Origin of the sequence: Brevundimonas vesicularis NBRC 12165 (assembly GCF_001592205.1) — a bacterium.
GTDB classification, from domain to species: domain Bacteria; phylum Pseudomonadota; class Alphaproteobacteria; order Caulobacterales; family Caulobacteraceae; genus Brevundimonas; species Brevundimonas vesicularis.
Window position 1 is genome coordinate 45,983 of sequence record NZ_BCWM01000012.1, and the last position, 26,561, is coordinate 72,543.

The following is a 26,561-nucleotide window of genomic DNA, read 5'->3' on the forward strand; positions in this document are numbered from 1 at the left end:
GACGATGCTTCCGATTCTCGCCGCCGTTCTGGCTTTCATCACCATCGGCGGACTGGGCTGGGTCTTCGTCGGGGGAGACGATTCCTCGGCTCAGGCCGTCAAGCGCGCGCAAAGCTTGGGCGAACCCAAGAAGAGCGCCGCGATCGCCCGCAAGGCGGCCGCCGCTAATACGCCCGAGGCGCGCCGCAAGCAGATTCTGGTTCAGCTTCAGGATGCCGACCGCCGCGAGCGCAAGGCGCGCACGACCCTGGCGTCGCGGCTGAAACAGGCGGGGCTGAGCCTGAGGGTGACGACCTTCTACATCATCTCAGCCGTGGTCGGGCTCGCGACCGGCCTGGGCGCGCTGATCTTCGGTTTGCCGATCCTGGTGGTTGTAGGCATCGCGCTGATCTTCGGTCTTGGCCTGCCGCGTTGGGTCGTGGGCTTCCTCGGCAAGTCGCGGATGAAGAAGTTCTCGCTGGAGTTCCCCAACGCCGTCGACGTGATCGTGCGCGGCATCAAGTCGGGCCTGCCGGTCCACGAGTGTTTCAAAATCATCGCTCGCGAAAGCCCGGCGCCGCTGGGACCAGAGTTTCAGACGCTGGTCGAGGGCCTGGGCGTCGGCCTGACTCTGGAGCAGGCGCTGGAGAAGATGTACGGCCGGATGCCGACGTCCGAACTGCGCTTCTTCACCATCGTCATCGCCATCCAGCAGAAGACCGGCGGCAACCTGGCCGAGGCGCTGGGCAATCTGTCTGCCGTGCTGCGCGCCCGTCGGATGATGGGCGAAAAGATCAAGGCGTTGTCGTCCGAAGCCCTGGCCTCGGCGGGCATCATCGCCTCCCTGCCGCCTGCGGTCATGACGATGGTCATGTTCACGACGCCTGGCTACATGATGCCGCTGTTCACCGACTTCCGCGGCAACTTCCTCTTGCTGATCGCGGCCGTCCTGATGTCGACCGGCATCTTCGTGATGAAGCGCATGATCTCGTTCAAGTTCTGAGGCCGGGGTCATGGAAAGCTTCATCCGCTTCATCACCGATCCGCAGAACCTGCTCAGCATCGGCGTGGGCGTGCTGGTCTTCGCCACCGTCATCACCCTGATGTCGTCGATGACGGGCGGGGTCGCGCTGGACAAGCGGATGAAGGCTGTCGCGGAACGCCGTGACGACCTGAAACGCCGGTCGCGGGCGAACATGGCCGGTGGTCAGGGCGCGCTGCGTCACACTGATGACGGCTTCAAGAAGCGGATCGTCGATCGGCTGAACCTCAGCAAGCTGCTGGAGGATCCCAAGGTCGCGGGTCAGATGGTGCAGGCCGGTTATCGCGGGCCGCGTCCGCTGACGACCTTCTACTTCTTCCGCTTCGCCTCGCCCTTCATCTTCATGGTGGTGGCGGCCTTCTACCTGTTCATTCTCAAGGTCGTGGACTGGCCCACGATGAATAAGTTGACGGCCACGATGGCGGCAGCGGTGGCCGGCTTCTATGCGCCGAACCTCTATCTCAAGAACAGGATCGACAAGCGCCGCACCTCGATCATGCAGGCGTTTCCTGATGCGCTCGACCTGCTGCTCATCTGCGTCGAAGCCGGCATGTCGATCGAGGCGGCGATCGCCAAGGTCAGTCAGGAAATGGGGCCTTCGTCGATCGATCTGGCCGAGGAATTGTCGCTGCTGTCCGCCGAGCTGTCGTATCTTCCGGACCGTCGCATGGCCTACGAAAACCTGGGCAAGCGCACCAACCACCCGGGCGTGAAGTCGGTGGCCACCGCCATGACGCAGGCTGAAACCTATGGCACGCCGCTGGCGACCGCTCTGCGCGTGATGGCCAAGGAAAATCGCGAGTTGCGCATGTCCGCCGCGGAGAAGAAGGCGGCGGCCTTGCCGGCCAAGCTGACCGTGCCGATGATCCTGTTCTTCCTGCCGGTGCTGTTCGTCGTCATTCTGGGACCAGCGATCCTGAACGTCATGGACATGATGAAGGGCGGTTAAGCCGCTCCAGCTTCCGCCGCCGCCTTCAGACCCTCGGCGGCGCTTTCCAGGGCCTTCTTCATCGCCGGGCGGTGCTTGTCGTGGAACAGCTCGCCGCGAATGCCTGAAAAGCGGATGCCGATGGCGACGATGCAGTTGCCGGGCGCCAGCTCCTCGATCTGGATATAGCGCAGGCTTTGAAACAGGAAGCCGCGCCGTTCGGCCCAGACCAGACGCGCGCGCGGCTGCCATTCCACCACCTGGGCCGCCGACTGGCGTTCGGCCATGTCGGGCCACGCCTCGGTCATGGTCAGACGGCCGCCATAGGCGATGGCGCCCTCGACGTCCTTGTCGATCGGGTTCCAGGCGCCCCAGCCGGACAGGTCCGCGACCAGGTCCCAGATGCGGTCCGAGGTCGCCTGAACGCCGACGCGTTTTTCGATGCGAGTGTCATCCATGGTTTCGCTCTGACACGGCTGGCCGCCGGAAGAAAGGCGCCGAGCCTCAGTCGGCGGCGTCGACCCGCTTCAACCGCCGTCCGTCATCCAACGCCAGCCGCGTCTTCACCTCGAACAGATCGGCGCCGGCCGGAATGATCAGCAGCTTCTTGGGTTGGGCCGTGTTGACGGCGACGACGGCGCCCTTTGGACAGATGTCGAAACAGTCGGCGCCGACGACCGTCAGCTCGCCCTTGCGACCCTGTTTGCCCTTCTTCAGGTGCAGATATTTGCGCAGCGCCTTCTTCAGCGTCAGATCGCCGCCGGGACCGAAGCCGCCGTCCAGCTTTTTCGAACATTTGCGGCAGACCAGAACGACGTCGCGCCATTCGGTCTTTGCGCTCTTGAAGGCCTTCTCACCCATGCGGACAGAAATCGGCGTTCGCGACGGCTTGCACAAGCGGGTGCGGCGCCGTCACCTGTCGTCGGGCTGAAAATTTCACGGGACCTTCACATGCGCCGATTGTTCGCCGCCTCCACAATGGCGCTGCTGCTTGCCGCCGGCTCCGCTCAGGCTCAGGTCGATACGGCCAGCGTGGACGCCGCCGTGCAGCGCGTCATGCCAGAGGTCGTCGCCTGGCGACGCGACTTCCACCAGCACCCCGAACTGGGCTTCGCCGAGACACGGTCGGCCGGTGTGATCGCCGATCATCTGCGGTCGCTGGGGCTGGAGGTCCGCACCGGGGTCGGCAAGACGGGGGTGATCGGCGTGCTGCGCGGCGCACGGCCGGGCCGGACGGTGGCCCTGCGCGCCGACATGGACGCCCTGCCGGTGCAGGAGGCGACGGGCCTCGACTTCGCCTCGAGCGCGACGGGGACATACATGGGCAATATTGTGCCGGTGGCCCACGCCTGCGGCCACGACATGCATATGGCCATGCTGATGGGCGCAGCCGAGGTGCTGGCGGGGATGAAGGACCGGATCGCCGGCACGGTGGTCTTCGTCTTCCAGCCGGCCGAGGAGGGCGCGCCGCCGGGAGAGCCCAAGGGTGGGGCGGCCCTGATGATCGCCGAAGGGGCGCTGAACGATCCCAAGCCCGAGGCCATCTTCGGCCTGCACGTCGTGCCTGGCCGTCCGGGCAGCGTCTTCTATCGGCCGGAAGGTTTCATGGCCGCCTCCGACCGCGTGGACATCCGCCTGAAGGGCAAGCAGACGCACGGCGCCTGGCCCTGGCGCGGGGTCGATGTGATCGCGGTGGCGGGTCAGGTGGTCGAGACGGTCAACACCCTGACCGCGCGCACGGTCGATCCGACCACCACCCCGACCGTCTTCACCATCGCCACGATCAACGCCGGCGTCCGCTACAACATCATCCCCGATAGCGCGACGCTTTCAGGCACGCTGCGCACCTTCGATACGGCCCAGCGCGACGCCTTGGTCGCCCGCGCCGAAACCGCCATCGACCACGTCGCCGAGGCCTACGGCGCCACCGCCGAGTTCGGCGTCAAACAGAACGCCGCCCTGGTGTTCAACGACCCCGGCCTGTCCGCCTGGCTGGCCCCGGTTTTGACCGACGCGGCGGGCGAGGGGAACGTCAACGCCGCGACGCCCCCCACCACGGTGGCTGAGGACTTCAGCTATTTCCAGCAGGTCATCCCCGGCGTCTTCTACCATCTCGGGGCCAGTCCCGACGGCGTCGATCCCGCGACCTCCGCGCCCAATCACTCGCCGGAGTTCTCACCGAACGAGAACGTTCTGCCGCTGGGGGTGAAGACGCATGTGCTGACAGTGCTGCGGTTCCTGGAGCGGAGCTAGAAGAGGCGAGCGATGGCGCGTGAGGCGATGGTCCTGACGTCCAACCACACCATCGATAACTGAGTGAGCTTCGCCATGACCGATGACTTCGAAAGCATCCTCCATATGCTTCCGCCCGACGTGGCGCAGGACATCGCCAACAAGACGGTCGATCGTGGGTTCTTGGAAGAGGGGTTTCTCTCCCCGATGTCCACGGTGTTGATCAACCATCTGGTCCCAAACAACGCTGAGTGGTTCGCCCTATGTGACCGCTTGAACCGGCTGGCGCAGAAGATCGTCAACAACGCCATCATCGATGGGAAGCGCGACGATCCGAAGCCAATCTCGGTCCGGCTTATGTTGAAAAGCAACCAGTCGCTCCAAGGCGCCGTCTTGCTCTCCCAACGCGGAATGACAGCCGAAGCCGAAACGCTGGCGCGGACATGCCTGGAGATCACATTCTGGCTTGGCTACCTCGCGAAAAAACCGGAAGAAGCAGCGGCGCTGTTCATGGCCGAAGAACACAAGTCGAGTTCCGAGCGCGCCAAGATGCTGGCCAAGCTCATGGAACCCGAGGCGGCGGCGCACTTCGTCAAGATCGCGGCCGAAGCCGACGCGGCTTATGCGAAGGGACCGAACAAAATCCGGATCAAAGAGCTGGCCGAACGCGCCAATCTTGCCGACCAATACGTCTACTATCGGACCCTTTGTGCAGTGTCGGCGCACCCGTCGATTTCGTCTTTGGACAGGTTCATAAAGGTCAACGAAGACGGCCTTCTTGGTTTCAATGTCGGCCCAGATGAAGACGGCATCCCGTTCGCGCTCATGAACACCGTCAACGCCCACCTCTGGGGGCTCGGTTTCTTCGCCATCGTCAACGACATGGACGACACAGAAGAGCATCTGAATGGGATCCGCGCCGAGCGCGACCGGCTATTGATGGCGATGGTTTAGACCAGTTGAGGTGCGAGAGATCGCGAACGCGGCCGATCTAGCCGCCGTCCGACAGAACCTTCGCACTCTTACGGTGAGAGGCGGTTGGCTGCGGCGATGTCTGATAGCCACTCTCATCGGACTCTAGGGATGTCGCGTTTAGAGCGCACCGAGTACAGTGACCTTCTAGCCTAACACGATCATCGAAAGCCGGCCTAAAGCCGCTCGAACACCGTCTCGATCACCCGGCGATAGACGGCCGTCAGCGTCTCCAACTCCGCCGTCGGCACGCGTTCGTCGATCTGGTGCATGGTCTGGCCGACCAGGCCCAGTTCCAGCACCGGGCACAGGGCGCGGATGAAGCGGGCGTCGGAGGTGCCGCCGGTGGTGGAGGCCTCGGGGCGGCGGCCCGCTACGGCCTCGACCGCGTCCTGAACCGCTTCCACGAAGGCGCCCGGCTCGGTCAGGAAGGCCTCGCCCGAGCACAGGTGCTCCAGGGTGATCTGAAGTCCGGTCTCGGCCTGCATGGCCCCGGCCTCGCGGTTCAGCCAGTCGATCAGGGCGTCGCCGGTGTGGCTGGGGTTGAAGCGGATGTTTAGCCGCGCCGTCGCCTGGGCCGGGATGATGTTGGTCGCCGGATTGCCGATGTCGATGGTGGTGATTTCGAGGTTCGACGGGGGAAAGTTCTCGTAGCCTTCATCCAGAACGTGGTCGTTCAGGCGGGCCATCAGCTTCGCGATCACCGGGGCCGGGTTGGCGGCGCGCTCGGGATAGGCGACGTGGCCCTGTTTGCCTTGGACGGTGATCCAGGTGTTCAACGAGCCGCGCCGCCCGACCTTGATCATGTCGCCCAGCTGTTGCGACGAGGAGGGTTCGCCGACGACGCAGGCGTCGATGACCTCGCGCTCGGCGGCTAGGGCCTCGACCACCCGTTTTGTGCCGTGCAGGGCGGGGCCTTCCTCGTCGCCGGTGATCAGAAAGGAGAGGGAGCCGGCGGGTTCACCGTCTGCGATGACCTGGGACACGGCGGCGACCCAGGCGGCGATCCCGCCCTTCATGTCAACCGCGCCGCGACCGTACAGGACGCCGTCCTTGACCTCGGCGTTGAAGGGTTGCGACGACCACTGATCCGACGGGCCGGTCGGGACCACGTCCGTATGGCCGGCGAAACAGAGGTTGGGCGAGGCGGTGCCGCGCCGCGCATACAGGTTCTCGATCCGCGCATGGACGCCCTCGCCCCCCGGTCCCTCGAAGGCCAGGCGACGGCAGGTGAAGCCCAGCGCCGTCAGATGCCGTTCCAGCACATCCATCGCCCCTTCGTCGGCGGGGGTGACGGAGGGGATGCGGATCAGGTCGCGAGTCAGTTCGACAGGATCGATAACGGGAGTTGATGCGCGGCTCATGTGGCTATGCTTTACGGAAATCGTGCGGAGGCGAGAAGAGCCATGCCCAAGATCAACATCGACAGCGCGCCGACGACGAACGGCACCACCTATCCCGAGGAATACGCCGGACCGTGCAAGCCGCGTCGCCGCTGGCGGCTGGGCGATGCGGCGGGGCTGAGCCAGTTCGGCGTCAACCTGCTGCGCCTGCCCGACGGCGCCTGGTCCAGCCAGCGCCACTGGCACGCCGAAGAGGACGAGTTCGTCATGGTGCTCGAGGGCGAGGTGGTGCTGATCGAGGACGATGGCGAAACGATCCTGTGCGCCGGCGACTGCGCCGGGTTCAAGTCCGGCGTGCCGAACGGCCATAAGCTGGAGAACCGATCCGGCCGCGAGGCGGTTCTGCTGGAAGTCGGCACACGCAGCCCGACGATCACCCCCGCCGACTATCCCGACATCGACATGGTGCTGCACGCCGGCGTCGACGGCTATTTCCACCGCGACGGCTCGCCCTATCCGAAATACCCAAGAAGAACGTGACCACAGAATCCATAGCTGCCGGCTCCGCCGCCCCGCCCGTTCCGCCGTCTCCATCATCTGGGGGGCCAGAAGGCCCGTCCAGCCCGTGGGGCATTCGCGACTTCCGCCTGTTGTGGTTCGGCCGTGTGGTGGCGGTGCTGGCGATCCAGATTCAGTCGTCGGCCCTGTTGTGGCAGGTCTATGAGATCGCCCGGCGCGATCACCCGATCGAGGAGGCCAGCCTGTATTTGGGGCTGGTGGGGCTGTGTCAGTTCCTGCCGCTGCTGGCCTTCACCCTGCCCGCCGGGGCGATGGCGGATCGGCGCGACAGAAAGCGCACGGTGTGGATCTCGATCCTGGTCGAGGCGGCCTGCGCGGGATCGTTCTTGGCCATGGCCCTGCACGGAAACCCGCCGCTGTGGGGTCTGCTGGCGGTCGCGGCCCTGTTCGGCGCCGCGCGGGCGTTTCTGGCGCCGGCCAGCCAGGCCTTCCTGCCGATGGTCGTGGGGCGAAAGGCTCTGCCGCCGGCCATTGCGGCTCAGTCCATCGCGTTTCAGACCGGGGCCATCGCCGGCCCGGCCCTGGGCGGGGTGATCGTGGGGGTAAACGTGCCGCTAGCCTATGCGGTGTCGCTAGGCATGTTCCTGCTGGCCGTCGCGGCCTTCATCCTGATCCGCACCAGCGGGAGACCTGCGCCCCAGGCCAATCCGCTGTCGCCGGTGGATTCGGTCAAGGAGGGTCTGGCCTATGTGTGGAAGACCAAGATCGTGCTGGGCGCCATTTCGCTGGATTTGGTGGTGGTGCTGCTGGCGGGGGTGGCCCTGCTGACGCCCATCTTCGCGCGCGACATCCTGCATGTCGGACCGCAAGGGTTCGGCCTGTTGCGGGCGTCGTTCGGCGTGGGGGCCATGGTCATGGCCATCTACCTAAGCCGCTATCCGATCCGTCAGAACGGCGGGCGCTGGATGTTCGCGGCGGTGGCGGTGTTCGGCCTGTGCACCATCACTTTTGGCCTGTCGCGCATCGTCTGGCTGTCGGGCCTGGCCCTGTTCATTGGCGGGGCGGCGGACATGATCAGCGTCAATGTGCGCCAGACCCTGATCCAGCTGGCCACGCCCGATCACATGCGCGGCCGGGTGTCGTCGGTGTCCATGCTGTTCATCGGCGCCTCGAACGAACTGGGCGAGGCCTATTCCGGCGTTATGGTCCGGCTGCTGGGCGCGGTTGGCGCGGCGGTGTTCGGCGGGTTCGGCGCCCTGGCCGCGACCGGGGCCTGGGCGACGATGTTCCGGGGGCTGAGGAAGGCAGATCGGCTGACATGACGATCGCGTCTCCTCCCCACAAAGTGGGGAGGGGGACCGCGCAGCGGTGGAGGGGCTCTTGAAGTCCCGCAGGCTCTAGCGATGCGGTGAAAAGCCCCTCCGTCTCTCCGCTGCGCTACGAGCCACCTCCCCATCAGATGGGGAGGAGACGGTCAGGACTGCCTCACCACGCCTTGAAATGCTTCGACAGCTTCAGGCCCTGGTTCTGATAGTGGCTGCCGCTTTCGCCATACAGGCGGCTGGGGCGTTCGGTCAGGGGTTCATAGACCAGGCGGGCGACGATCTGGCCGTGTTCCAACAGGAACGGCGTATCGTGCGTGCGGACCTCCAAGACGCCTTTCGAGCCCGCGCCGTGCGCCTCGTCGGTGCCGAAGCCGGGGTCGAAGAAGCCGGCGTAGTGGACGCGGAACTCGCCGACCGACGGATCGATGGGGGTCATTTCGGCGGCCTGATCGACCGGGATTTCGACGTCGTCGGACGAGGCCAGGATGTAGAACTCGCCCGGGTCCAGCAGCAGTTCGCCACGGCGCAGGCTCAGCGGCTCCCAGAAGTCGCGCGGATCGTGGCCGTCGATGTGGTCCAGATCGACCACGCCCGCATGGCGACGCCCGCGGAAGCCGACGATGTCGCCGCCCTGCAGATCGACGCCGACCGAGCGGGTCTCCAGCTTGGGCGGATCGCCGGCCTTGAGCCTCAGCTGGTTCAGGCGCGTGCCGGGACGGACCAGGATGGAGAAGGTCTGGGGCGCGACCTCCATATAGAGCGGGCCGTCATAACCTTCGGCGACGTCATCGAAGCTGGCGCCCTGATCGGTCAGCAGACGCACGAAGACATCGACGCGGCCGGTCGAGCTTTTCGGATTGGCGCGGGCGATCAGGCCCTGGGGCAGTTTCAGCCGCTCCTGAAGGCGCACGATGTAGACGCAGCCCTTTTCCAGCACGACGCCCGCCTCGGTGATCTCGATGGCGTGCATGGCCACGTCGGCGATGCGGTCCTCGACCTTGCGCCGGCCGGGCAGGAAGGAGGCGCGGATGCGCCAGGCCTGATCCGACAGCCGCAGGTCCAGACTGGCTGGCTGGACCTGGTCGTGGTCGAAGGGCGTGTCGGACGTGACGGCGCCGGCGGCGATCAACGTCTCGATGGACTGGGCGGGCAGGATGCCGGGACGGGGCGCTTGGAAGGAGCTCATGGCGTCTGTCTCACACGGTTTTCACGACTTGTCTCCAAGTCGCGCTTGCAGCCCGCGCGCGGCGGGGCGAGCATATAGCCCATGCACGATGGTCCTGCCTATACCGCCGAGACGAACGGCATCCTGATCCGGGTGCGCCCCAGCTATCTGGCGGGCCAGTCCGATCCAGACGAAGGCCGCTGGGTCTGGGCCTACCAGATCGAGATCGTGAACCTGACGGGTTCGACGGTGCAGCTGATGGCGCGTCGCTGGACCATCACCGACGGCTGCGGCCATGTCGAAGAGGTGCGCGGCCCCGGTGTCGTCGGCGAACAGCCGGTGATCGAACCGGGCGGCAGCTACGCCTACGCCTCGGGCTGTCCGCTGGGCACCGACAGCGGTTCGATGGTGGGCGCCTATTATATGACGGATGCGGACGGGCGCAGTTTCGAGGCGCAGATTCCGGCGTTCTCGCTGGATACGCCCGATGCGCGGCGGGTGCTGAACTGATCCAAGGGCGGATGGGGCTGCGTCAACCCGGATGAACCGCAGCCCCGCCCCTGAAGTCTCGCCGGCCGCTTGCGCGAACCGGCGAGGGGGAAGTCGGCTCCCTAAGGAGCATCTTTTTGGCGCTACGTTCGCGACGCGGTCGCTCGCGACTTGAGCGCAGTCGCGCGCCCTGCGCGAAACGCCGCGCTCAAGTCGCGCGAAGCGCGGTAGCGCCCTTAGATGTAACGACGCAGGCTGCGGGCCAGATCGGAACCGCTTTCTTTGGAGCCGCGACGGACTTGCGGTTGGTAGGCGACACGGGCGTGTTCGACGCAATAGACGCCTTCCGACGAGCGGCGGCCGCAGAAGCTGAACTCGCGCGACGACGGATCGCCGATCGGCCATTTGCACATGTGGGCGCCTAGCGTCATCACGGTCGCCGTGCCCGGCAGGTCCGGGATCGGGGCGGGGACGGGCGCGGCGGGTTCGACCGGCTTGGGCTGGACGGCTTCCAGACGGCGCGGGGCCGAAGGTTGCTGCGCCGGAGCGGCCGGCGCCGGACGCGGACGCGCGGTGCGGAAGGTCGCGGCGACGGTGCGCGCCGGTTGCGACGGGGCGGCCCGGCCCGACAGGCCCAGACGGTGCACCTTGCCGATCACGGCGTTGCGGGTGACCCCGCCGCCCAGTTGTTTGGCGATCTGGCTCGCGGACTGGCCCTCAAGCCAGAGCTTCTTTAGCGCGCCTACGCGGTCGTCGGTCCAGCCTGCGGTCATGCCACCCTCCAGCGAGTTTGGATTCAATATCTAGGTCTAGGCTCCCCCTCCGGGGTCTTGACCTACAACTAATCGTAAACCAGCCGTTAAGGGACGCAAGATGTGCGAATCATCCTGTCCACAGAAACCAGATATTGAATCATCGTTAAGGTTAAGGCGGCGCCGTCGTTTCCGAGACGATCTCGCCTGATCTCTTGCGAAGCGCGGCGGTCGAGCGCATCTGGCGGGCCATGACCGATACGCCCGATCTGATCTCCACCCGGCCTGCCGGCCTGCCGCAGCCGCGTCGCTATCCGGGGATCAACTGGATCGGGGTGCAGACCCTGTATCTGCGCGAGGTGCGGCGCTTCTGGAAGGTGGGCGCCCAGACAGTGGCGGCGCCGGTGGTCACGACGCTGCTTTATATGCTGGTGTTCGTGGTGGCGCTTCAGAACGCGCGGCCGCCGCTGCACGGCACGCCGTTCGCCCTGTTCGTCGCGCCCGGCCTGATCATGATGGCCATGTTGAACAATGCCTTCGCCAACGCCTCGTCCAGCCTGATCCAGGCCAAGATCATGGGTACGGCCACCGACTTCCTGACCCCGCCGCTCAGCCCGCTGGAGCTGACGCTGGGCTTTACGCTGGGCGCCGCGACGCGCGGTCTGGCGGTCGGTCTGGTGACGGCGATCTGCGTGCTGCCGTTCGCGCCTCTGGGCATCGCCAACATCTTCGCGATCGTCTGGTTCGCCCTCGCCGCCTGTTTCATCATGGGCATGACCGGGGTGCTGGCGGGCCTGTGGAGCGAGAAGTTCGACCACCTGTCGGCGGTCCAGAACTTCATCGTCATGCCGATGACCTTCCTGTCGGGGACCTTCTATCTGGTCGAGAACCTGCCCGAGCCGTTCCGGGCGCTGAGCCGCTACAACCCCTTCTTCTATCTGATCGACGGCTTCCGTTACGGTTTCATCGGCCATGCCGAGAGCAATCTGACGGTCGGCGTCATAGGGTCGGCCGTGCTGATGGCCGTCATGGGCGTGGTCTGCTGGCTGGTGTTCCGCTCGGGCTGGCGTCTTAAGAGCTAGATCGCTACCTGTTGCGGATCGCTCCCCCGAGAGGTCCGCTTCATGCTGTTTCGTTCGCTCGTCGCCGCCACGGCCCTGTTCGCCGCCACATCCGCTTTTGGGCCCGCCTTCGCTCAGGAAGCGACGCCCCAGGCCGGCGACCGCCCCGACATCGCCGCCGGCGCCGCCCAGTTCATCAAGCCCACCAACGCCGAGCGGACCCAGGTCCTGGTCGGTTTCCTGACGACGCTGGGCTTCACGCCCGAAATCCAGACCTTCGAGGGTGGCAACCAGGCCACCGGCCCGATGGAAGGCGCCAATGTCGTCGTCACCGTGGGCGAGGGCGACAAGGATATCGTCCTGACCGCCCACTATGACGCGGTGAAGCTGCGCGACGGAACCCTGTCGCAGGGCATTGTCGACAACGTCGGCTCGGTCATGGCGATGATGGAAGCGGCCAAGACGCTGGACATGGCGCTGGAAGGCCAGCCGGTCGCCCACCGCTTCGTCTTCGTCTTCACCGACCAGGAAGAGTTGGGCCTTCTGGGCGCCAAGGCCTTCCTGGCGAAACACGGCAAGGACCGGATCGCCGCCGTCATCAACGCCGATGTCGCCGCCTATGGTCAGACGGTCATGTATGGCGAGAACAATGGGCCGCAATCGGCCTTCGTGCTGGAGACGCTACGCGGCCTGTGCGCCGAACGCGGCTTCGACTGCATGCCCTATCCGACCTATCCGCCCAGCGACGACCGCGCCTTCTCGGCCGCGGGCGTGCCGGTCGTGTCGATGGGCACCCAGGATGCGGTCGGCGCCCACCAGATGTGGCTGGCCTTCAACGGCGGCAAGGACAACGGTTTGAAGGAGGGCTTCGTCCCGCCCGTCTTCCAGCGCATCCACTCGACCGAAGACAAGCTGTCGTATCTGAAGGGCGTCGACGTCGCTCGCTTCGGCCTGTTCATCGCCGACCTGGGCCTGGCCCTGGACAAGAAGCTGGTCGAAATCCAGGCCAAGGACGCGGCCGTCGCCGCCGAAACCGCGCCGGCGGCCCCGGCGACGACGCCCGGCGGCGAGTGACGACGGTCATCGAGGTTCGCGGCGTCAAGCCGACGCCGAAGGAAGGTCGGGCGGCCTCAAGGCGTGGCCCGTCGTCCGGCGCTGGGCGAACCTGCCCGTGTTGTTTCTGGGCGGCGCCATGCTGGCGACCATCGCCGTCTGCCTCGGCCTGCCCCTGGAGCGGACCGGCTGGATCGTCGGTCTTCAGCTGATCGGACTGTACGGCTTTATCGGGCTGTCGGCCCTGGCGCATTACAGGGTCATGGCGGCGGCGCGCCGGTCCCCGATCGCGCAGAAGCCGACCGACTGGCGCATCGATGACAGCGGTCTGGCGCTGTCGGGGGCGGATTTCGACACCCGCATCGGCTGGCGCAATCTGGTCGCGGTGGTGGAGGAGAAGGATCGGCTGCTCTTCGCAGCCTCGCCCAACACCAACTTCATCCTGCCCTTGCGCGTGCTGGAGACGGATCAACGGCAGGCGTTGCGCGTCTTGATCGCCGATGTGCGAGCGCGGGGCGTCCTCGGCGCCGGTGTTGACTAAGACCCGCGCGCGTCCGACAACGCCTGACCGTATTGATCCGGCTCCGTCGCGCTCGCGCCGGGGCCGTCTCGCTTTTGGAGGTCTTGGTCCCGTGTCCACTGAACATCTGATGGGTGTCTACAATCGCGCGCCGCTGGAAGTGGAACGCGGCCGAGGCGCGCGTCTGTGGGCGACCGACGGGACCGAATATCTCGACTGCGTCGCCGGTATCTCGACCAACGGCCTGGGCCACGCCCACCCCGAACTGGTCCAGGCGGTCAAGGACCAGGCCGAGAAGCTGTGGCACGTCTCCAACATCTTCCGCATTCCGGGTCAGGAAGCGCTGGCCGACGCCCTGTGCGAATCCAGCTTCGCCGACGTGGTGTTCTTCACCAACTCGGGCACCGAAGCCGTCGAATGCGCGCTGAAGACGGCGCGCAAATACCACTCGGCCAACGGCGCGCCTGAGCGGATCGACATCTACGGCTTCGACGGCTCGTTCCACGGTCGGACCTATGGCGCGATCAACGCCGCCGCCAACCCCAGCTATACCGAGGGCTTCGGCCCGCCGATGCAGGGCTTCCACCAGCTGAAGTGGGGCGACCACGAGGCGATCAAGGCCGCCATCGCCAACCCCACGACCGCCGCCATCATCGTCGAGCCCGTGCAGGGCGAGGGCGGCTGCCGCGCCATGCCCGAACAATGCCTGCGGGGGCTGCGCGACCTGTGCGACGAACACGGCGTCCTGATCATCTTCGACGAGGTCCAGTGCGGCATGGGCCGGACCGGCAAGCTGTGGGCCCACGAATGGGCGGGCATGGCGCCGGACATCATGGCGGTGGCCAAGGCCCTGGGCGGGGGCTTCCCCATCGGCGCCTGCCTGGCCTCGGCAAAGGCGGCCAAAGGGATGACGGTCGGCGTTCACGGCTCGACCTTCGGCGGCAACCCTCTGGCCATGGCCGTGGGCCAGAAGGCGCTTAGCCTGATCAACAGCCCCGAGACGCTGAACAACGTCAACGAGGTCGCCGGCTATCTGAAGCAGCAGTTCGCCGGCCTTCAGGAACGCTTCCCCGATGTGATCGCCGACGTCCGCGGCAAGGGCCTTCTGATCGGCATCAAGATGGTGCCGAACAATCGCGAGTTCATGGCCCTGGCGCGCGACACGCAGCAGCTGCTGATCGCCGGCGGGGGCGACAACTGCGTGCGCCTGCTGCCGCCGCTGAACCTGACGCTGGACGAGGCCCGCGAAGCCGTGGCCCGTTTCGAAGCGGCCTGCGAGGTCGCCCGCGAAAAGCTGGCGGCCTGATGGTCCGGCACTTCCTCGACATCCACCGGCTGGACGCGGCGGATCTGCGCGCCATCCTGGACGATGCCCATGCCCGCAAGGCCGCCCGCAAGGGCTGGCCCCAGGGGCGCGCCGACGCCGATGCGCCGGGCAAGGACCGCGTCCTGGCCATGATCTTCGAAAAGAACTCGACCCGCACGCGGTTCAGCTTCGACGCGGCGATCCGCCAACTGGGCGGCTCGTCCATCATCGCCACGGCCTCCGACATGCAGTTGGGCCGCGGCGAGCCGGTGGAGGACACCGCCCGCGTGCTGTCGCGCATGGTCGATGCCGTGATGATCCGCGCCAACGATCACGAGGATGTCGAGCGGTTCGCCCGCGTCTCGACCGTGCCCGTGGTCAACGGCCTGACCGACCGGTCGCACCCGTGCCAGATCCTGGCCGATCTGCAGACGATCGAAGAGCATCGCGGGCCGATCGCCGGCAAGACGATCGCCTGGATCGGCGACGGCAACAACGTCTGCCACAGCTTCATGCACGCGGCGCCCAAGTTCGGCTTTCATCTGAACGTCGCCTGCCCGGCGGAATACCACCCGGACCTGCGCGATCTGGCCAAGGGCGGCGACGCCGTCACCCTGACCAGCGATCCGCGCGAGGCGGTCAAGGGCGCCGACGTCGTCGTCACCGACACCTGGGTCTCCATGGGGGATCAGGACTATGAGGCGCGCCTGTCGGCGTTCGAACATTACGGCGTCGATGAAGCCCTGATGGATCTCGCCGATCCCGAAGCGGTCTTCCTGCATTGCCTTCCCGCCCACCGTGGCGAGGAAGTCGCCGACGCCGTCATTGACGGGCCGCGCTCTCTGGTCTGGGACGAGGCCGAAAACCGCATCCACGCCCAGAAGGCCGTTCTGGCCTGGTGCTTCGGCGGCTGATCTACGCTCAGTCCTTGCCGCTGATCGGCGGCGAGGCTGTCGACGGTCCCAGCGCCAGCAGACCGTCGTAGGCGCCGTCCTCTACTGGCGTCAGGATGACGCCTCTTACCTCGTCGTCATCGCTGGCGATCGAAGGATTGACGCCGCAGGCATCCCGCCCACAGTTCCAGGCAAAGCCGCCTTGCTGGGCGACCCTCAGGCTTAACGTCTCACTCGTGGGCAAATGGCCGGTCTCGGGAATGCCTATGTCCGGATATCTGGCGAGAGGGGTCTTCCGCGCGTGGATATTGCCCGCCAGTCCGATCACGCGCGCATCGGGTCTGTTCTGGCGCGCCTCGCTGAGAAGCTGGCCCATATTCAGCTCATACCACGCCTGATCGAGTTCTTGCCCTCGGGTCATGCTGGGCTGGAAAAGGTGGAGCGAGATGTCGCGTCCCGACGCCTTGAGCATTCGCGCTTTTTGCAAAAGAGCCAGAAGAGCCTTGCTGGTGCGTCCATCCTGACGCACGCGGTTCAGAAGAGAACTGCCGCTCAACGTGGCCAATGCGCTCGCCTCGTCCGGCTGTGAAATGAACGCATCGAGAGTGGATTGGAGCGTGTCTTCAAGTTCCAGTGCGACGACCACGGGCCCTTGCTCCGCAGCAGCGCAGGCGATTTCGCCGACGGCGCGCGGCGCTTCCTCCGTCCCGTGCAACTCGCCGATCATGATGACCCGTTCGGGCCTCTCCAAAAGCGCGGTCGTCCCATCCGGCGGCGAACAGGCCATGATGGCCGCGCTCAGCAGTCCCAGCATTCTCACTTCCCCCTGAAGTTATCGAGTTGCGAAAGACGCAACCTTGAGGGCGGAATTGTGGTGCGCTGGGACTGCTTATTGCGTCAGTCTTCCTACAGCTTCACGTCCGACACGCCGCCGACATCCGGGACGCTCTTGGTCAGGTTGGCCTTGAGAACTTCATAGCCGAAGCCCAGAGCGCCCTTGTCGGAGACCCACACGCGGCCGTCGTCGGCGTCGAAGCGGACTAGGGTCAGGTGGGCGTCGTCCTTGCCGTCCGGGTACCAGGCGGCGACGACCGGGTTCCAGTATTTCTCGATGCGGCTGCGGTCCTGATCGACGGCCAGGCGGCCGTGGATGCAGGCCTGAACCTTGCCGTCCTTGGCCTGGTAGCAGAACATGCCGTTCTGGCCGCCGCCGCCGACGTCACGGGCGAAATCGGTGTCGTCGCGGGTGAAGAACCAGATGGTCCCCGTCTCGTCCTCGCCGAAACCGGTCATGGGTTGGTGGTGATAGCCGGGGCGATCGATGCCCAGCATGCCGGTATTGGACTCCTTCAGGCTCTTCCAGAATTCCTTCTCGGCCTCGGCGGGGGTCAGTTTGTCGGACACGCGGTCTCTCCTTGAGTGGTTCGCAAGGTTCAACCGACCGGCCCTAATCGGGTTCCCGCAGCTTAAGCGCCGGGTATCCAGGGCGCACGCTCGGCGCCGAATAGCGTCGCCAGGTGGATCAGCAGCAGCATGGCGATCGCCGCCGCGCCGACCATCAGGAACCGCCACGGCATCAGGCGCGGTCCCTTGAACGGATCTGGCGGCCGGGCGCCCCGCCATCCGCAAAAGACCATGACGGCGAGGGCGACGCCCAGCAGGACGAGGGTGGTGGTCAGGCTCATGCGCCGCAGGTGGCGAAAGCCGCGCGGCTTGGCAAGCGAACCCTTGCCGGGAGGTTAATCTTCATGCCGCGTTAACCGAGATGATTCACAAATCCGGCTGTCTGGCGTGATGTCCACAGGATTGGGATATCGCTGCTAGATATTGCGGTTAACCATCAGTTTACACCCTCGATATTGACGGTATAGCCTTCGTCGCATGGGCTGGGAGACGAATCAGTGAGCGCTGCAGCGCCGTGGAGCGTTAAGGGAATCGATCCCAAAGCACGCGAGGTCGCCAAGGATCTGGCGCGCCGGTCCGGCATGACGCTGGGCGAATGGCTCAACTCCATGATCATGGAAGACGAGGAGGAGGGCTACGCCACCCTGCCGCGTCGCTCCCAGGCCGCCGAATACGAACGCCGCAACCGCAGCCGCCGTCTGGACGACGCCTATGAGGTCGAAGACAGCCAGCAGCGGATCAGCGCCTCCATCGATGTGATCGCCGCGCGGCTGGAAGCCGCAGAACGTCGCTCGACCGTCGCCATTCAGGGCGTGGATCAAGCCGTCGCGGGCCTGATGCGTCGGCTGGACGGCCAAGAGGTTGAGGCGCAGGGCGCCGCCCGCCGCATCGACGACATCGCTGAGGAGTTGCGCGAAGGGCATCGCCGCCTGCGCGCCTTCGAACGCGACACCGGCCCGTCGACCCAGGAAGCCTTCGGCAAGATCGAGACCTCCTTGGGCGCCCTGACCGGGCGTCTGTACGACATCGAGGAACGCCAGCGTCTGGGCGTCAGCGATCTGCGCGAGCGGATGGAGGCGGTCGAGAAGGCCGCCGGCCCCGGCGTCGGCACGGAGATGCTGGCTCAGGTCAGCGCGCGTCTGGACGAGGCCCAGAACCGCACGACCGAAGCCCTGAAGACGCTGGAACGCTCGTTCGCCGCGCTGGACCAGCGGATGCGGACGGCCGAAAGCCGCGTCGAGCCGGAAAGCGCGCGCGACCTGGCCCGTTTCGAGAAACTGGCCGAAAGCTTGTCGCGTCAGATCGACAACAATCGCGCCGAGATGATGCAGCGTCTGGACGCCGCCGAAACCGGCGCGCGCATCGACCGCATCGAACGCGCCGTCCAGGCCGTCGGCGATCAGTTGAAGGCGTCCGAAGAGAAGGGCGCCATCGGCCTTGAGGCCATGGGCCGCGAGGTCCTGCGCATCGCCCGCAACCTGAATGCGCGGGTCAAGAAGGTTGAGACGGACAACGACGGTCGCACCGACGCCGTCGCCCGCGCCGCCGCCGACGTCGTCAGCCAGACCATCGAAACCGAAGTCGCCCGCCGCGCCGCGCGTCTGGACCAGGAGTTCGCCCGCCACGTTGACCGCGTCGATCAACGCCTGACCGCCAGCGACGATCGCCACGCCATCGCCCTGGAGAAGCTTGGCGGCGAGATCACCCGCATCTCGGACCAGCTGAGCGATCGCATCGCCCAGTCCGAGCGCCGCTCGCAGCAGGCGCTGGAAGACATCGGCCGACGCCTGTCGGAAAGCTCGGACAAGATCGAGCAGCGCTACGACCGCGCGTCCGGCGAACTGGCCGAGCGGATGCGTCTGAGCGAGGAGCGCACCGCCCGTCTGCTGGCCGAGGCCCGCGAAAGCATCGACGCCCGCGCGCCGACGCCGATCCGCGACAAGCCGCTGGACAATGAGCCGGCGTGGACCCCGGCGCGACAGGTGCTGGAACGCGCCGCCTCGGCGACCATACAGGCCCCGATCCAGTCTGCATCCATCGAAGGCGACTGGCGCGCCGCCGCCTTCCCCGATGAGACCTTCACCGACCAGGACGCCTGGTCCAGCGATCCGGTGACGCCCGAAGTCGCGACCGCTGCGCCCTTCCCGTCGGCCCCCGTCGTCCAGACCGAGGCCGAGCCCGCCGAGGCGCTGGCCGACGACATGCCGATGCGCCAGGTCGATCCCGACGGCGTCGAACCCATCATCCAGCCCTTCAGCGGTTTCGGCGGCGCCGATGTCGACGATGCGCTGGAGGCGACGTCGCCGGGCTTCTCGACCGCACCGGTCGAAAAGCGTGACGCCGCCGTCCTAGACGCGGACGACGACGATTTCGGCGGTGAAACCGAGTTCGTGGATCCGCGCCGGCTGCGCTCCAGCATGGAAGCCGCCGCTGCGGCCGGCCGCGCCGCCTCGACCCGCAGCACCATCGACGCCGCCCGCGCCGCAATCACCGCGCCGGCTGAACCGGAACCTGCGCCCCGGTCGGGCTTCGGCCTGAAGCGCGGCGGCAAGTCCAAGCTGCAAGAACGGCTGGACCGGCAGGCGTCCAAGGACGGATCGACGGTCAAGAAGGCCTTCCTGGCTTCGGTCACGGCGGTCGCCCTGACCGGGGGCGTCTATGGCTATCTGTCCCTGACCGACGGCGGTGCGCCGGACTTCGAGATGCCCAGCTTCGGCGGCGGCTCGACAGCAAACGGCGCCGTGCCGCTGGCCGCGTCGGCGGTGACGCCGACCGGGCCGAAGGCGACCTTCGACATCGGCGGCCCTGGCGCTGCGGACTATGAGGCGGCGATCGGCAAGCTGGAGGCCGGCGACAACTCTGGCCTAGACGGCATGAAGCGCGCCGCCAACCTGGGCTACGCCCCCGCCCAGACCTATCTGGGTCAGCTGTATCTGGACGGCGCCAACGGCGTGCCCGCCGACCCGGCGCAGAGCCGTCAGTGGGGCCGTCGCGCGGCCGAGGGCGGTGATCCGCGCGGAATGCATCTGTATGGGATGCAGCTCTATGAAGGCGACGGCGGCGCGACCAATCAGGCCGAGGCCCTGACCTGGCTGCTGAACGCGGCCGAGCGCGGTCTGCCGGACAGCCAGTACAATGTCGCGCGCATCTATGAGACCGGCGCCGACGGCGTGGCCAAGAATCCGACCGAAGCGCTGAAATGGTACATGATCGCCGCGCGCGGCGGGGATGCGGAGGCCCAGGCCGCCGTGACGCGCCTGCGTCCGACGGCCAGCGCCACGGCTCAGCGCGCGGCCCGCACCGCCGCCGACGCCTTCGTGGCCCAGTCGCAGGGTCAGTCGCAGGCCCAAGCCCAGGCGACAGGCTAGATTCATAGGCGCCGGGCGGCTATCGGTCGCCCGGTCGTCCCCGACCTCGCCCGCCTGACGGCGATTCTTGTGTCCGCTCCAGCCGAAGGCGCGTCCTTTGGACATCTATCTGCCGATCGCCGAGGTTTCGGTGAACTGGCCGACCCTGGTGATCCTGGGGGCGGTGGTCGGATTCGTGTCCGGCCTGTTCGGCATCGGCGGCGGCTTCCTGATGGCGCCGATCCTGGTTTTCTTGGGCATCCCCCCGACCGTCGCCGTCGCCAGCCAGGCCAGCCACGTCGTGGCCTCCTCGACGTCGGGCGTCATCCGCTATGCGGGCGCTGGTTCGGTCGATTTCAAGATGGGGTCAGTGATGGCGGCCGGGGGTGCGGCCGGCGCCCTGGCGGGGGTCGAGCTGTTTCGCTACCTGCGCCTGCTGGGCCAGGCCGATCTGGTCGTGGCCCTGTCCTATCTCGTCTTCCTGGGCGCGATCGGCATTCTGATGCTGAACGAAAGCCTGACCGAAATCCTGCGCCGCCGCCGGGGCCTGCCCGCGCCGCACAAGCAGCGTCGGCGGCCGATGTGGCTGTATGGTCTGCCGCTGAAGATGAAGTTCCCGAAGTCGGGTCTGTATATCAGCGCCTTGCCGCCGTTCGGCCTGGGCGTCTTCGCAGGCGTCCTGTCGGCCATCATGGGGGTGGGCGGCGGCTTCATCCTGGTCCCGGCCATGCTCTATATCCTTCGCATGCGCGCGGGCGCGGTGGTGGGCACCAGCCTGTTCCAGATCATCATCACCACCGCCATCACCACCATCCTGCAAGCCGGACGAAACCAGACGGTCGACATCGTCCTGTCCACCATTCTGCTGCTGGGCGGCGTTGTCGGCGCCCAGATCGGCGCGCGCTTCGCCGGGCGGTTCCGCGCCGAGGAACTGCGGGCGGCGCTGGGCCTGATCGTGCTGCTGGTCGGGATCCAGATGGGGCTGGATCTGTTCGTGCGGCCCAACGACATCTTCATGATCGCGCCGGGGATCGCCGACTGATGCAGGCGCTTCCTCCCCCTCCGCCCCCTGTCGCGGCCCCGCCGCTCGATCGTTCCGAAGCGACGACCGGCGACCTGCGCGTCGCCGCCGCCCTGACCGACGCCCAGGTCCGGGTCGATAGCAGTTTCCGGGGCGCGTCCATCGTCCTCTACGGCGCGGTGTTCAATCCGACGCCTGAACCGGCCGACGTGGTGGTGGTGGTGCGGGGGCCGGACGCGCCGATCCGCCTGGTCAAGAAGACGCGCACGTCCGGTGTCTGGCTGAACAGCCGGCCCGTGCTGTTCGAGGGTGCGCCCGGCTTCTACATGACCGCCTCGACGCGCCCGCTCAACGACATCGCCGACTTCGGCCAGCTGCGCCGGCTGGGCGTCGGCGTCGATCACCTGCGCATCGACGCGCCCGAGGAAAGCCGCACCGTCACCCGCTACGGCGTGCGCGATGTGGTCGTCAGCCGTCTGGGCGACGACTATCTGGATTGGCGCCGCGCGGTGATCCGGCTGAAGGAGGCCGCCGCCCTCTACGACACCGACTCCGAAGGGGTCGAGTTCGTCGACCGGGGTCTGTTCCGCGCCGAGGTCAAACTGCCGACTGTCGCGCCCACCGGCAAATACTACGCCGAAGTCTGGCTGTTTCAGGACGGCGAGCCGCAGTCGGTGTCGAACCTGACGCTGACGGTCGAGAAGGTCGGGCTGGAGCGCGACATCTATGAGTTCGCCCACCGTCGGCCGTGGCTGTACGGCGTGCTGTGCGTCGTGCTGGCCGCCCTGACCGGCTATGGCGCCTCGCGCATCTTCAGCCGGCGGAGCTGAAGCCCAGCTCGGCGCGCAGGCCCTCGGCCGTCAATCCGCCGGCCCTCAGCTCGGCCAGGGTGATCGAGCGATCGCGCTTGGCGTAGCGCCGCCCGTCCGGTCCTGTTAGCAAGCTGTGATGACGATAGGTCTGCGCCGGCCAGCCCATCAGGGTCTGGATCAGCCGCTGCACATGCGTGGCCTCGAACAGGTCTTGGCCCCGGATCACGTGTGTGATCCCCTGCAAGGCGTCGTCATGCGTCACGGCCAGATGATAGGCGACGCCCGTATCCTTACGCGCCAGGACCACATCGCCTGCCGCCTCGGGATCCACGGCGACGACGCCGCTTTCGCCGTTCGGACCCTCGCCCTCCTCGACGAAACTCAGGCCGTTCCAGGCCGCCTCGCCCAAGGCCCCCCGCGCCTGATCCAGCGAGAGCCGCCATGCGAACGGAGCGCCCGAGGCCAGCAGATGCGCCTCCTCGTCGGCTGAATGCGGACCAGGCCTCGCCGCTTCCATCGCCCCGTGCGGTGCGTCGCCGATGGCGCTAAGGATCTCCTTGCGCGTGCGGAAACACCGATAGAGCAGGCCTCGGGCCCGCAGGTTCTCGATCACGGCGGCATACTCGGCCAGATGATCGGACTGGCGCCGGACCGGCGTATCCCAGTCCAGACCCAGCCAGGCCAGGTCCTGCAGAATGTCGGCCTCATACTCCGGCCGGCATCGCGTCGGATCGATATCCTCGATGCGCAGCACGAACCGCCCGCCTGCCGCCTTCGCCGCCGTCCAGGCGGTCAGGGCCGAGAAAGCGTGGCCCTTGTGCAGGCGGCCGGTAGGCGAAGGGGCGAAGCGGGTCGTGAACATCACGACGCTCCTTAGCGGTTTGCGGCCCTCAACGGCGCCCCCGCTCTTTCCGACAAGCGCGACGGGCCGTAAGCATGGCGTATGCCGCTCGCACCCACGCCTGATGATATCGCCGCTGCGCGCCAGGCGCTGGTCGCCGCCGATCCGGCGCTCGTGCGCGTGGATGCGCAGACGCCGCCGCTGGAGTGGCGGCTGCGGGTGGGCGGGTTCGAAGGCTTGTTCCGCATGATCGTGGAGCAGCAGGTGTCGGTGGCCTCGGCCGCTTCGGTCTGGGCGCGGCTGCGCGAAGGCATGGGCGGCATCACGCCCGAGCTGTTGCTGGCGCACGATCTGGATCAGCTGCGCGGCATGGGTCTGTCGCGGCAGAAGGCGACCTATGGTCAGGGGATCGCGCGGGCGCAGATCGCGGGCGAGATCGATCTGGAGCATCTGGCCAACCTGGATGACGAGGCCGCGATCGCCTCCCTGACGGCGCTGAAGGGCGTCGGCCTGTGGACGGCCGAGGCCTATCTGATGATGTGCGAGGGGCGGCTGGATGTCTTCCCGGGCGGCGACGTGGCCTTGCAGGAGGCGATCCGTTGGGCGGACGGCGCAGAAGTGCGGCCCGATCAGAAGGGTGCCTATGCCCGCGCCGAGATCTGGCGGCCCTATCGTGCGGTCGCCACTCATCTGCTGTGGGCCTGGTACACGGGCGTCAAGCGCGGCGAGATCGCGCTGGATGCGCCGGCGTGACCCCGCTCGATCCTGCTCTGACCGAACCGCTGCGCAATCCGCAGACCGTGTTGACCGCGCTGGATTTCGCCGGCGTGGCGGTGTTCGCCGCCACCGGCGCCCTGGCCGCCGCGCGCGAGAAGCACGACGTGGTCACCTTCGCCTTCTTCGGCGCCATCACTGGCGTGGGCGGCGGGACGCTGCGTGACCTGTTGCTGGGCCTTCCGGTCTTCTGGGTGCAGGACTGGCGCTATCTGGCGGTCTGCCTGTTCGCCTCGACGGCCCTGTGGCTGGTGGGGCAGCGCGACTGGCGGTTTCGCGCCCTGCTGTGGCTGGATGCGGTGGGTCTTGCGGCCTATGGCGTGATGGGGGCGGCCAAGGCCGAGGCAGCCGGGGCGCCGGCCCTGATCTGCATCGTCATGGGCACGCTGACGGCCTGTTTCGGCGGGGTGGTGCGCGACACCCTGGCGGGTCAGCCGTCGATCCTGCTGCGGCGAGAGATCAACGTCACGGCCGCGATCCTGGCGGCGACGGTCTATATGGTCTTGAGGGCGCCAGGCGTCGGCGTCTGGCCCGCCGCCATCGTCGCGGCGCTGTCGGGCTTCCTACTGCGCGCGGCCGCCTTGCGCTGGGGCTGGACCCTGCCGGGGTTCCCGACCCACGCGCGCCGGGTCTGAGGCAGGACGTCACGAAAACGCTGCACACTGGTCATGGCGATGAGCGGGAATCAGGGGTAGGCTGATCTCACAAGACTAGGGAAGGAGACGTGTCCTCACCTCTGTCGCCTCAAAATCCCCCCGTCCGCGCGGGAGGGCCTGATGCAGGTTCTCCATCGACCGCCCTCCGGTTTTCCCGCGTTGGTGCTTAACGCCGACTTCCGGCCGCTGTCGTACTATCCGCTGTCGCTGTGGCCGTGGGAGGAGGCGGTCAAGGCGGTCTATCAGGACCGCGTGGACGTGGTGTCCCTGTATGACAAGGTCGTCCGCTCGCCGTCGATGGAGATGCAGCTTCCCAGCGTGATCGCGCTGCGCAGCTATGTGGATCAGGACCGCAGCCCCGCCTTCACGCGCTTCAACGTCTTCCTGCGCGACGGCTTCGCCTGTCAGTACTGCGGTCAGTCGGCTGAATTGACCTTCGACCACGTCATCCCGCGCTCACAGGGCGGACGCACGACCTGGGACAATATCGTTGCGGCCTGCAGCCCCTGCAATCTGGCCAAGGGCGGGCGAACGCCGCGCCAGGCGATGATGCCGATCCGCCGCGAACCCTATCGCCCCAACGCCTGGCAGCTTCAGGATGCCGGCCGACGCTTCCCACCGCACTATCTGCACCAGAGCTGGCTGGACTACCTTTATTGGGACATAGAGCTCGAACCTTAGGGTTCTTTTCAGTTGCTCGAAATGGCTCAAACACCCTTGTGGTGGGCAGGTTCAGGGTTCGTTCTTTTACCGCTGATTTCTCGATTATCCTCCGAAATCCTCCCGGCTGGTGACCATGTGGTGACCAAAACCGGGACCAGAAACGGGACCCCTCGTGGGCCCGAGGAGAGATCGAATGGTTCAGAACCCGAGGTCCGGAAAGATCACCAAACGCCTGGTCGACGCCCTGACGTCTGAAGGGGTGCGCTTCACCCTCTGGGACACGCAGCTCAAGGGTTTCGGGGTGCGCGTCGCCGTCAGCGATACCAAAACCTACGTCGTTCGATACAGGACGATCGGCGGCGCTGACCGCCTCCTTCACATCGCTCGCCATGGCGTCGTGACCGCCGAGGAAGCCCGCGAACGAGCGGCCGCTGTACTGGCCGAAGTCGCGTCAGGTGGTGACCCTCAGGGGACCAAAGTCGAACGACGCGAAGAACTGACCATGTCGGAGCTCTGCGACCTCTACATGAAGGAGGGCGTGACGATGAAGAAAGCGACGACCCTTCGGATCGATCGCATCCGCATCGCCCGCCACATCAAACCCCGCCTGGGCAAGATGAAGGTCACCGATATCGGCCGAGCGGACATCGAGCGGCTGATGGTCGATGTCGGGTCGGGACGCATTCGTGGAGAGGCGACGCCGCACACTCGCGGCGGTATTCATGCGGCCTCGCGCACGGTCGGACTGCTGGGCGGTATCTTCACGTTCGCCGTTGAGCGGGAGTTCGTGAAGACCAACCCCACGCGAGGGGTGAAACGCTACAAGGACAACCGTCGGGACCGCTTCCTTTCCCCGGCCGAACTGGCCCGGCTCGGCGATGTCCTGGCGGAGCTCGAGAAGCATGGGGGCGATCCGCGCCACATCAACATCATCCGCCTGCTGGCGCTGACCGGCGCCCGCAAGAACGAGATCGCCAGGCTCAAGTGGTCGGAGATCGACCGCACCATGGGGATGCTCCGGCTGGAGGATTCCAAGACCGGGGCGAAGGTGATCCGTCTCGGGAGCGCGGCGCTGAAGCTGATCGAGGGCCTGCTCTCGAACGGGAGCATCTACGTGTTCCCGGATCGGAAGGATCCCAAGCGTCCGATCGCCAATCTCGACTGGGCCTGGGTCGGCATCCGCAAACGCGCCGGGATGGAAGACCTGCGGATCCATGACCTTCGGCACAGCTTCGCGAGCGCCGGGCTGGCCGGCGGCGAAGGGCTTCAGCTCATCGGCAAGCTGCTCGGCCACAGTCACGTCAGCACCACAAGTCGATACGCCCACCTGGCGGACGACCCGGTCCGTGCCGCCGCCGACAGGATCAGCGAGAGCGTCGCCGCCTCTCTCGCGGGCTGGTCGGTTGAAGACGGACAGACGGCCCATTGAAAGACGGCCGCCCGGCGGGTCGCCGGGCGGCCGAA

28 protein-coding genes are annotated in these 26,561 nt (G+C 66.7%); 19 read left to right on the forward strand and 9 right to left on the reverse strand.

The genetic code is table 11. The annotated features are described in order from the left end of the window. Positions 1 to 4 precede the first annotated feature (4 nt). Positions 5 to 982: a type II secretion system F family protein gene (locus tag BVE01S_RS10930; RefSeq protein ID WP_066627475.1), complete on the forward strand. Its 978-nt coding sequence runs from the start codon at positions 5 to 7 to the stop codon at positions 980 to 982. 10 nt (positions 983 to 992) lie between these two features. Then, the gene (locus BVE01S_RS10935) at positions 993 to 1,970 is read left to right on the forward strand and encodes a type II secretion system F family protein (RefSeq protein WP_066627477.1); all 978 of its coding nucleotides are present in this window, start codon (positions 993 to 995) and stop codon (positions 1,968 to 1,970) included. Here the strand turns inward: BVE01S_RS10935 and BVE01S_RS10940 are convergent. Next, positions 1,967 to 2,407 carry an SRPBCC domain-containing protein gene (locus tag BVE01S_RS10940; RefSeq protein ID WP_055754401.1) on the reverse strand — a complete coding sequence of 147 codons (441 nt, stop codon included), beginning with the start codon at positions 2,405 to 2,407 and terminating at the stop codon, positions 1,967 to 1,969. The two genes, BVE01S_RS10935 and BVE01S_RS10940, sit on opposite strands and share 4 nt — an antisense overlap. A gap of 46 nt (positions 2,408 to 2,453) precedes the next feature. After that, positions 2,454 to 2,810: a hypothetical protein gene (locus tag BVE01S_RS10945; protein WP_066627479.1), complete on the reverse strand. Its 357-nt coding sequence runs from the start codon at positions 2,808 to 2,810 to the stop codon at positions 2,454 to 2,456. Between the two features lie 90 nt (positions 2,811 to 2,900). Here BVE01S_RS10945 and BVE01S_RS10950 point away from each other — a divergent pair, with 90 nt between their 5' ends. Both BVE01S_RS10950 and BVE01S_RS10955 read left to right on the forward strand, forming a co-directional pair. Next, a complete protein-coding gene (locus BVE01S_RS10950; RefSeq protein WP_066627481.1) occupies positions 2,901 to 4,202 on the forward strand; it encodes an amidohydrolase in 1,302 nt (433 codons plus the stop codon). A 75-nt stretch (positions 4,203 to 4,277) separates the two neighbouring features. After that, positions 4,278 to 5,135 carry a DUF5677 domain-containing protein gene (locus BVE01S_RS10955; RefSeq protein ID WP_066627483.1) on the forward strand — a complete coding sequence of 286 codons (858 nt, stop codon included), beginning with the start codon at positions 4,278 to 4,280 and terminating at the stop codon, positions 5,133 to 5,135. A gap of 194 nt (positions 5,136 to 5,329) precedes the next feature. On the opposite strand, the gene dapE is transcribed toward BVE01S_RS10955, so the two are convergent. After that, entirely contained in the window at positions 5,330 to 6,517 is a 1,188-nt protein-coding gene (gene dapE, locus BVE01S_RS10960) for a succinyl-diaminopimelate desuccinylase (RefSeq protein WP_066627486.1), read from the reverse strand. 42 nt (positions 6,518 to 6,559) lie between these two features. Between dapE and BVE01S_RS10965 the strand changes: the two genes are divergently transcribed. Next, positions 6,560 to 7,036 (forward strand): cupin domain-containing protein, encoded by a 477-nt coding sequence (locus BVE01S_RS10965; RefSeq protein WP_066627488.1) that lies wholly within the window; start codon positions 6,560 to 6,562, stop codon positions 7,034 to 7,036. After that, positions 7,033 to 8,337, forward strand: a complete 1,305-nt coding sequence (locus tag BVE01S_RS10970) for an MFS transporter (RefSeq protein WP_240612147.1) — start codon at positions 7,033 to 7,035, stop codon at positions 8,335 to 8,337. Before BVE01S_RS10965 ends, BVE01S_RS10970 begins: the two co-directional genes overlap by 4 nt. Positions 8,338 to 8,500: 163 nt before the next feature. On the opposite strand, the gene BVE01S_RS10975 is transcribed toward BVE01S_RS10970, so the two are convergent. Continuing rightward, positions 8,501 to 9,526: a 2'-deoxycytidine 5'-triphosphate deaminase gene (locus tag BVE01S_RS10975; RefSeq protein WP_066627490.1), complete on the reverse strand. Its 1,026-nt coding sequence runs from the start codon at positions 9,524 to 9,526 to the stop codon at positions 8,501 to 8,503. Positions 9,527 to 9,607: 81 nt separating this feature from the next. Between BVE01S_RS10975 and apaG the strand changes: the two genes are divergently transcribed. Beyond that, complete coding sequence (apaG, locus tag BVE01S_RS10980; RefSeq protein ID WP_066627493.1) at positions 9,608 to 10,015, forward strand: Co2+/Mg2+ efflux facilitator ApaG/CorD; 408 nt, start codon at positions 9,608 to 9,610, stop codon at positions 10,013 to 10,015. A 215-nt stretch (positions 10,016 to 10,230) separates the two neighbouring features. Here apaG and gcrA read toward each other — a convergent pair whose 3' ends face one another. Then, positions 10,231 to 10,767, reverse strand: a complete 537-nt coding sequence (gene gcrA, locus BVE01S_RS10985) for a cell cycle sigma 70 cofactor GcrA (protein WP_017506617.1) — start codon at positions 10,765 to 10,767, stop codon at positions 10,231 to 10,233. Between the two features lie 230 nt (positions 10,768 to 10,997). Here gcrA and BVE01S_RS10990 point away from each other — a divergent pair, with 230 nt between their 5' ends. The 5 genes from BVE01S_RS10990 to argF all read left to right on the forward strand — a co-directional run bounded on the left by BVE01S_RS10990 (position 10,998) and on the right by argF (position 15,600). Then, entirely contained in the window at positions 10,998 to 11,828 is an 831-nt protein-coding gene (locus BVE01S_RS10990) for an ABC transporter permease (protein WP_045810698.1), read from the forward strand. 42 nt (positions 11,829 to 11,870) lie between these two features. Then, on the forward strand, positions 11,871 to 12,881 hold the full coding sequence (locus BVE01S_RS10995) for a M28 family metallopeptidase (protein WP_066627496.1): 1,011 nt from the start codon (positions 11,871 to 11,873) through the stop codon (positions 12,879 to 12,881). A 97-nt stretch (positions 12,882 to 12,978) separates the two neighbouring features. Next, the gene (locus tag BVE01S_RS11000) at positions 12,979 to 13,401 is read left to right on the forward strand and encodes a YcxB family protein (protein WP_105625176.1); all 423 of its coding nucleotides are present in this window, start codon (positions 12,979 to 12,981) and stop codon (positions 13,399 to 13,401) included. A gap of 91 nt (positions 13,402 to 13,492) precedes the next feature. Beyond that, a complete protein-coding gene (locus BVE01S_RS11005; protein WP_255353562.1) occupies positions 13,493 to 14,686 on the forward strand; it encodes an aspartate aminotransferase family protein in 1,194 nt (397 codons plus the stop codon). Beyond that, positions 14,686 to 15,600, forward strand: coding sequence for an ornithine carbamoyltransferase (argF, locus tag BVE01S_RS11010; protein WP_066627502.1), 915 nt, complete (start codon positions 14,686 to 14,688; stop codon positions 15,598 to 15,600). Before BVE01S_RS11005 ends, argF begins: the two co-directional genes overlap by 1 nt. 7 nt (positions 15,601 to 15,607) lie before the next feature. On the opposite strand, the gene BVE01S_RS11015 is transcribed toward argF, so the two are convergent. From BVE01S_RS11015 to BVE01S_RS11025, 3 genes are all read right to left on the reverse strand, one after another. Further along, entirely contained in the window at positions 15,608 to 16,393 is a 786-nt protein-coding gene (locus BVE01S_RS11015; RefSeq protein WP_066627504.1) for a TraB/GumN family protein, read from the reverse strand. A 92-nt stretch (positions 16,394 to 16,485) separates the two neighbouring features. Beyond that, entirely contained in the window at positions 16,486 to 16,983 is a 498-nt protein-coding gene (locus BVE01S_RS11020; protein ID WP_066627506.1) for a pyridoxamine 5'-phosphate oxidase family protein, read from the reverse strand. Positions 16,984 to 17,045: 62 nt separating this feature from the next. Then, entirely contained in the window at positions 17,046 to 17,264 is a 219-nt protein-coding gene (locus BVE01S_RS11025; protein WP_045810644.1) for a hypothetical protein, read from the reverse strand. A 216-nt stretch (positions 17,265 to 17,480) separates the two neighbouring features. On the opposite strand from BVE01S_RS11025, the gene BVE01S_RS11030 reads away from it, so the two are divergent. From BVE01S_RS11030 to BVE01S_RS11040, 3 genes are all read left to right on the forward strand, one after another. After that, positions 17,481 to 20,351, forward strand: coding sequence for an SEL1-like repeat protein (locus BVE01S_RS11030; RefSeq protein ID WP_240612146.1), 2,871 nt, complete (start codon positions 17,481 to 17,483; stop codon positions 20,349 to 20,351). Positions 20,352 to 20,448: 97 nt separating this feature from the next. After that, positions 20,449 to 21,372, forward strand: coding sequence for a sulfite exporter TauE/SafE family protein (locus tag BVE01S_RS11035; RefSeq protein ID WP_017506607.1), 924 nt, complete (start codon positions 20,449 to 20,451; stop codon positions 21,370 to 21,372). Beyond that, the gene (locus BVE01S_RS11040) at positions 21,372 to 22,181 is read left to right on the forward strand and encodes a TIGR02186 family protein (protein WP_066627510.1); all 810 of its coding nucleotides are present in this window, start codon (positions 21,372 to 21,374) and stop codon (positions 22,179 to 22,181) included. Before BVE01S_RS11035 ends, BVE01S_RS11040 begins: the two co-directional genes overlap by 1 nt. Here BVE01S_RS11040 and gluQRS read toward each other — a convergent pair. Continuing rightward, a complete protein-coding gene (gene gluQRS, locus BVE01S_RS11045) occupies positions 22,165 to 23,028 on the reverse strand; it encodes a tRNA glutamyl-Q(34) synthetase GluQRS (RefSeq protein ID WP_066627512.1) in 864 nt (287 codons plus the stop codon). The two genes, BVE01S_RS11040 and gluQRS, sit on opposite strands and share 17 nt — an antisense overlap. Positions 23,029 to 23,106: 78 nt before the next feature. Between gluQRS and BVE01S_RS11050 the strand changes: the two genes are divergently transcribed. From BVE01S_RS11050 to BVE01S_RS11065, 4 genes are all read left to right on the forward strand, one after another. Continuing rightward, a complete protein-coding gene (locus BVE01S_RS11050) occupies positions 23,107 to 23,757 on the forward strand; it encodes a DNA-3-methyladenine glycosylase family protein (protein ID WP_066627518.1) in 651 nt (216 codons plus the stop codon). Next, complete coding sequence (locus tag BVE01S_RS11055) at positions 23,754 to 24,413, forward strand: trimeric intracellular cation channel family protein (protein ID WP_066552818.1); 660 nt, start codon at positions 23,754 to 23,756, stop codon at positions 24,411 to 24,413. Before BVE01S_RS11050 ends, BVE01S_RS11055 begins: the two co-directional genes overlap by 4 nt. A gap of 141 nt (positions 24,414 to 24,554) precedes the next feature. After that, complete coding sequence (locus BVE01S_RS11060; protein WP_026108602.1) at positions 24,555 to 25,115, forward strand: HNH endonuclease; 561 nt, start codon at positions 24,555 to 24,557, stop codon at positions 25,113 to 25,115. A 175-nt stretch (positions 25,116 to 25,290) separates the two neighbouring features. After that, on the forward strand, positions 25,291 to 26,526 hold the full coding sequence (locus tag BVE01S_RS11065; protein WP_035308713.1) for a site-specific integrase: 1,236 nt from the start codon (positions 25,291 to 25,293) through the stop codon (positions 26,524 to 26,526). Positions 26,527 to 26,561: the final 35 nt, after the last annotated feature.

Coding starts and splice junctions, on each gene's coding strand:
- BVE01S_RS11065 (WP_035308713.1), top strand. CDS start 25,291: ATGGTTCAGAACCCGAGGTCCGGAAAGATCACCAAACGCCTGGTCGAC.
- BVE01S_RS10975 (WP_066627490.1), bottom strand. CDS start 9,526: ATGAGCTCCTTCCAAGCGCCCCGTCCCGGCATCCTGCCCGCCCAGTCC.
- BVE01S_RS10955 (WP_066627483.1), top strand. CDS start 4,278: ATGACCGATGACTTCGAAAGCATCCTCCATATGCTTCCGCCCGACGTG.
- BVE01S_RS11060 (WP_026108602.1), top strand. CDS start 24,555: ATGCAGGTTCTCCATCGACCGCCCTCCGGTTTTCCCGCGTTGGTGCTT.
- BVE01S_RS11025 (WP_045810644.1), bottom strand. CDS start 17,264: ATGAGCCTGACCACCACCCTCGTCCTGCTGGGCGTCGCCCTCGCCGTC.
- BVE01S_RS10950 (WP_066627481.1), top strand. CDS start 2,901: ATGCGCCGATTGTTCGCCGCCTCCACAATGGCGCTGCTGCTTGCCGCC.
- dapE (WP_066627486.1), bottom strand. CDS start 6,517: ATGAGCCGCGCATCAACTCCCGTTATCGATCCTGTCGAACTGACTCGC.
- argF (WP_066627502.1), top strand. CDS start 14,686: ATGGTCCGGCACTTCCTCGACATCCACCGGCTGGACGCGGCGGATCTG.
- BVE01S_RS11040 (WP_066627510.1), top strand. CDS start 21,372: ATGCAGGCGCTTCCTCCCCCTCCGCCCCCTGTCGCGGCCCCGCCGCTC.
- BVE01S_RS10935 (WP_066627477.1), top strand. CDS start 993: ATGGAAAGCTTCATCCGCTTCATCACCGATCCGCAGAACCTGCTCAGC.
- BVE01S_RS10930 (WP_066627475.1), top strand. CDS start 5: ATGCTTCCGATTCTCGCCGCCGTTCTGGCTTTCATCACCATCGGCGGA.
- BVE01S_RS10965 (WP_066627488.1), top strand. CDS start 6,560: ATGCCCAAGATCAACATCGACAGCGCGCCGACGACGAACGGCACCACC.
- BVE01S_RS11050 (WP_066627518.1), top strand. CDS start 23,107: ATGCCGCTCGCACCCACGCCTGATGATATCGCCGCTGCGCGCCAGGCG.
- BVE01S_RS11015 (WP_066627504.1), bottom strand. CDS start 16,393: ATGCTGGGACTGCTGAGCGCGGCCATCATGGCCTGTTCGCCGCCGGAT.
- BVE01S_RS10945 (WP_066627479.1), bottom strand. CDS start 2,810: ATGGGTGAGAAGGCCTTCAAGAGCGCAAAGACCGAATGGCGCGACGTC.
- BVE01S_RS10995 (WP_066627496.1), top strand. CDS start 11,871: ATGCTGTTTCGTTCGCTCGTCGCCGCCACGGCCCTGTTCGCCGCCACA.
- BVE01S_RS10990 (WP_045810698.1), top strand. CDS start 10,998: ATGACCGATACGCCCGATCTGATCTCCACCCGGCCTGCCGGCCTGCCG.
- gcrA (WP_017506617.1), bottom strand. CDS start 10,767: ATGACCGCAGGCTGGACCGACGACCGCGTAGGCGCGCTAAAGAAGCTC.
- BVE01S_RS10940 (WP_055754401.1), bottom strand. CDS start 2,407: ATGGATGACACTCGCATCGAAAAACGCGTCGGCGTTCAGGCGACCTCG.
- apaG (WP_066627493.1), top strand. CDS start 9,608: ATGCACGATGGTCCTGCCTATACCGCCGAGACGAACGGCATCCTGATC.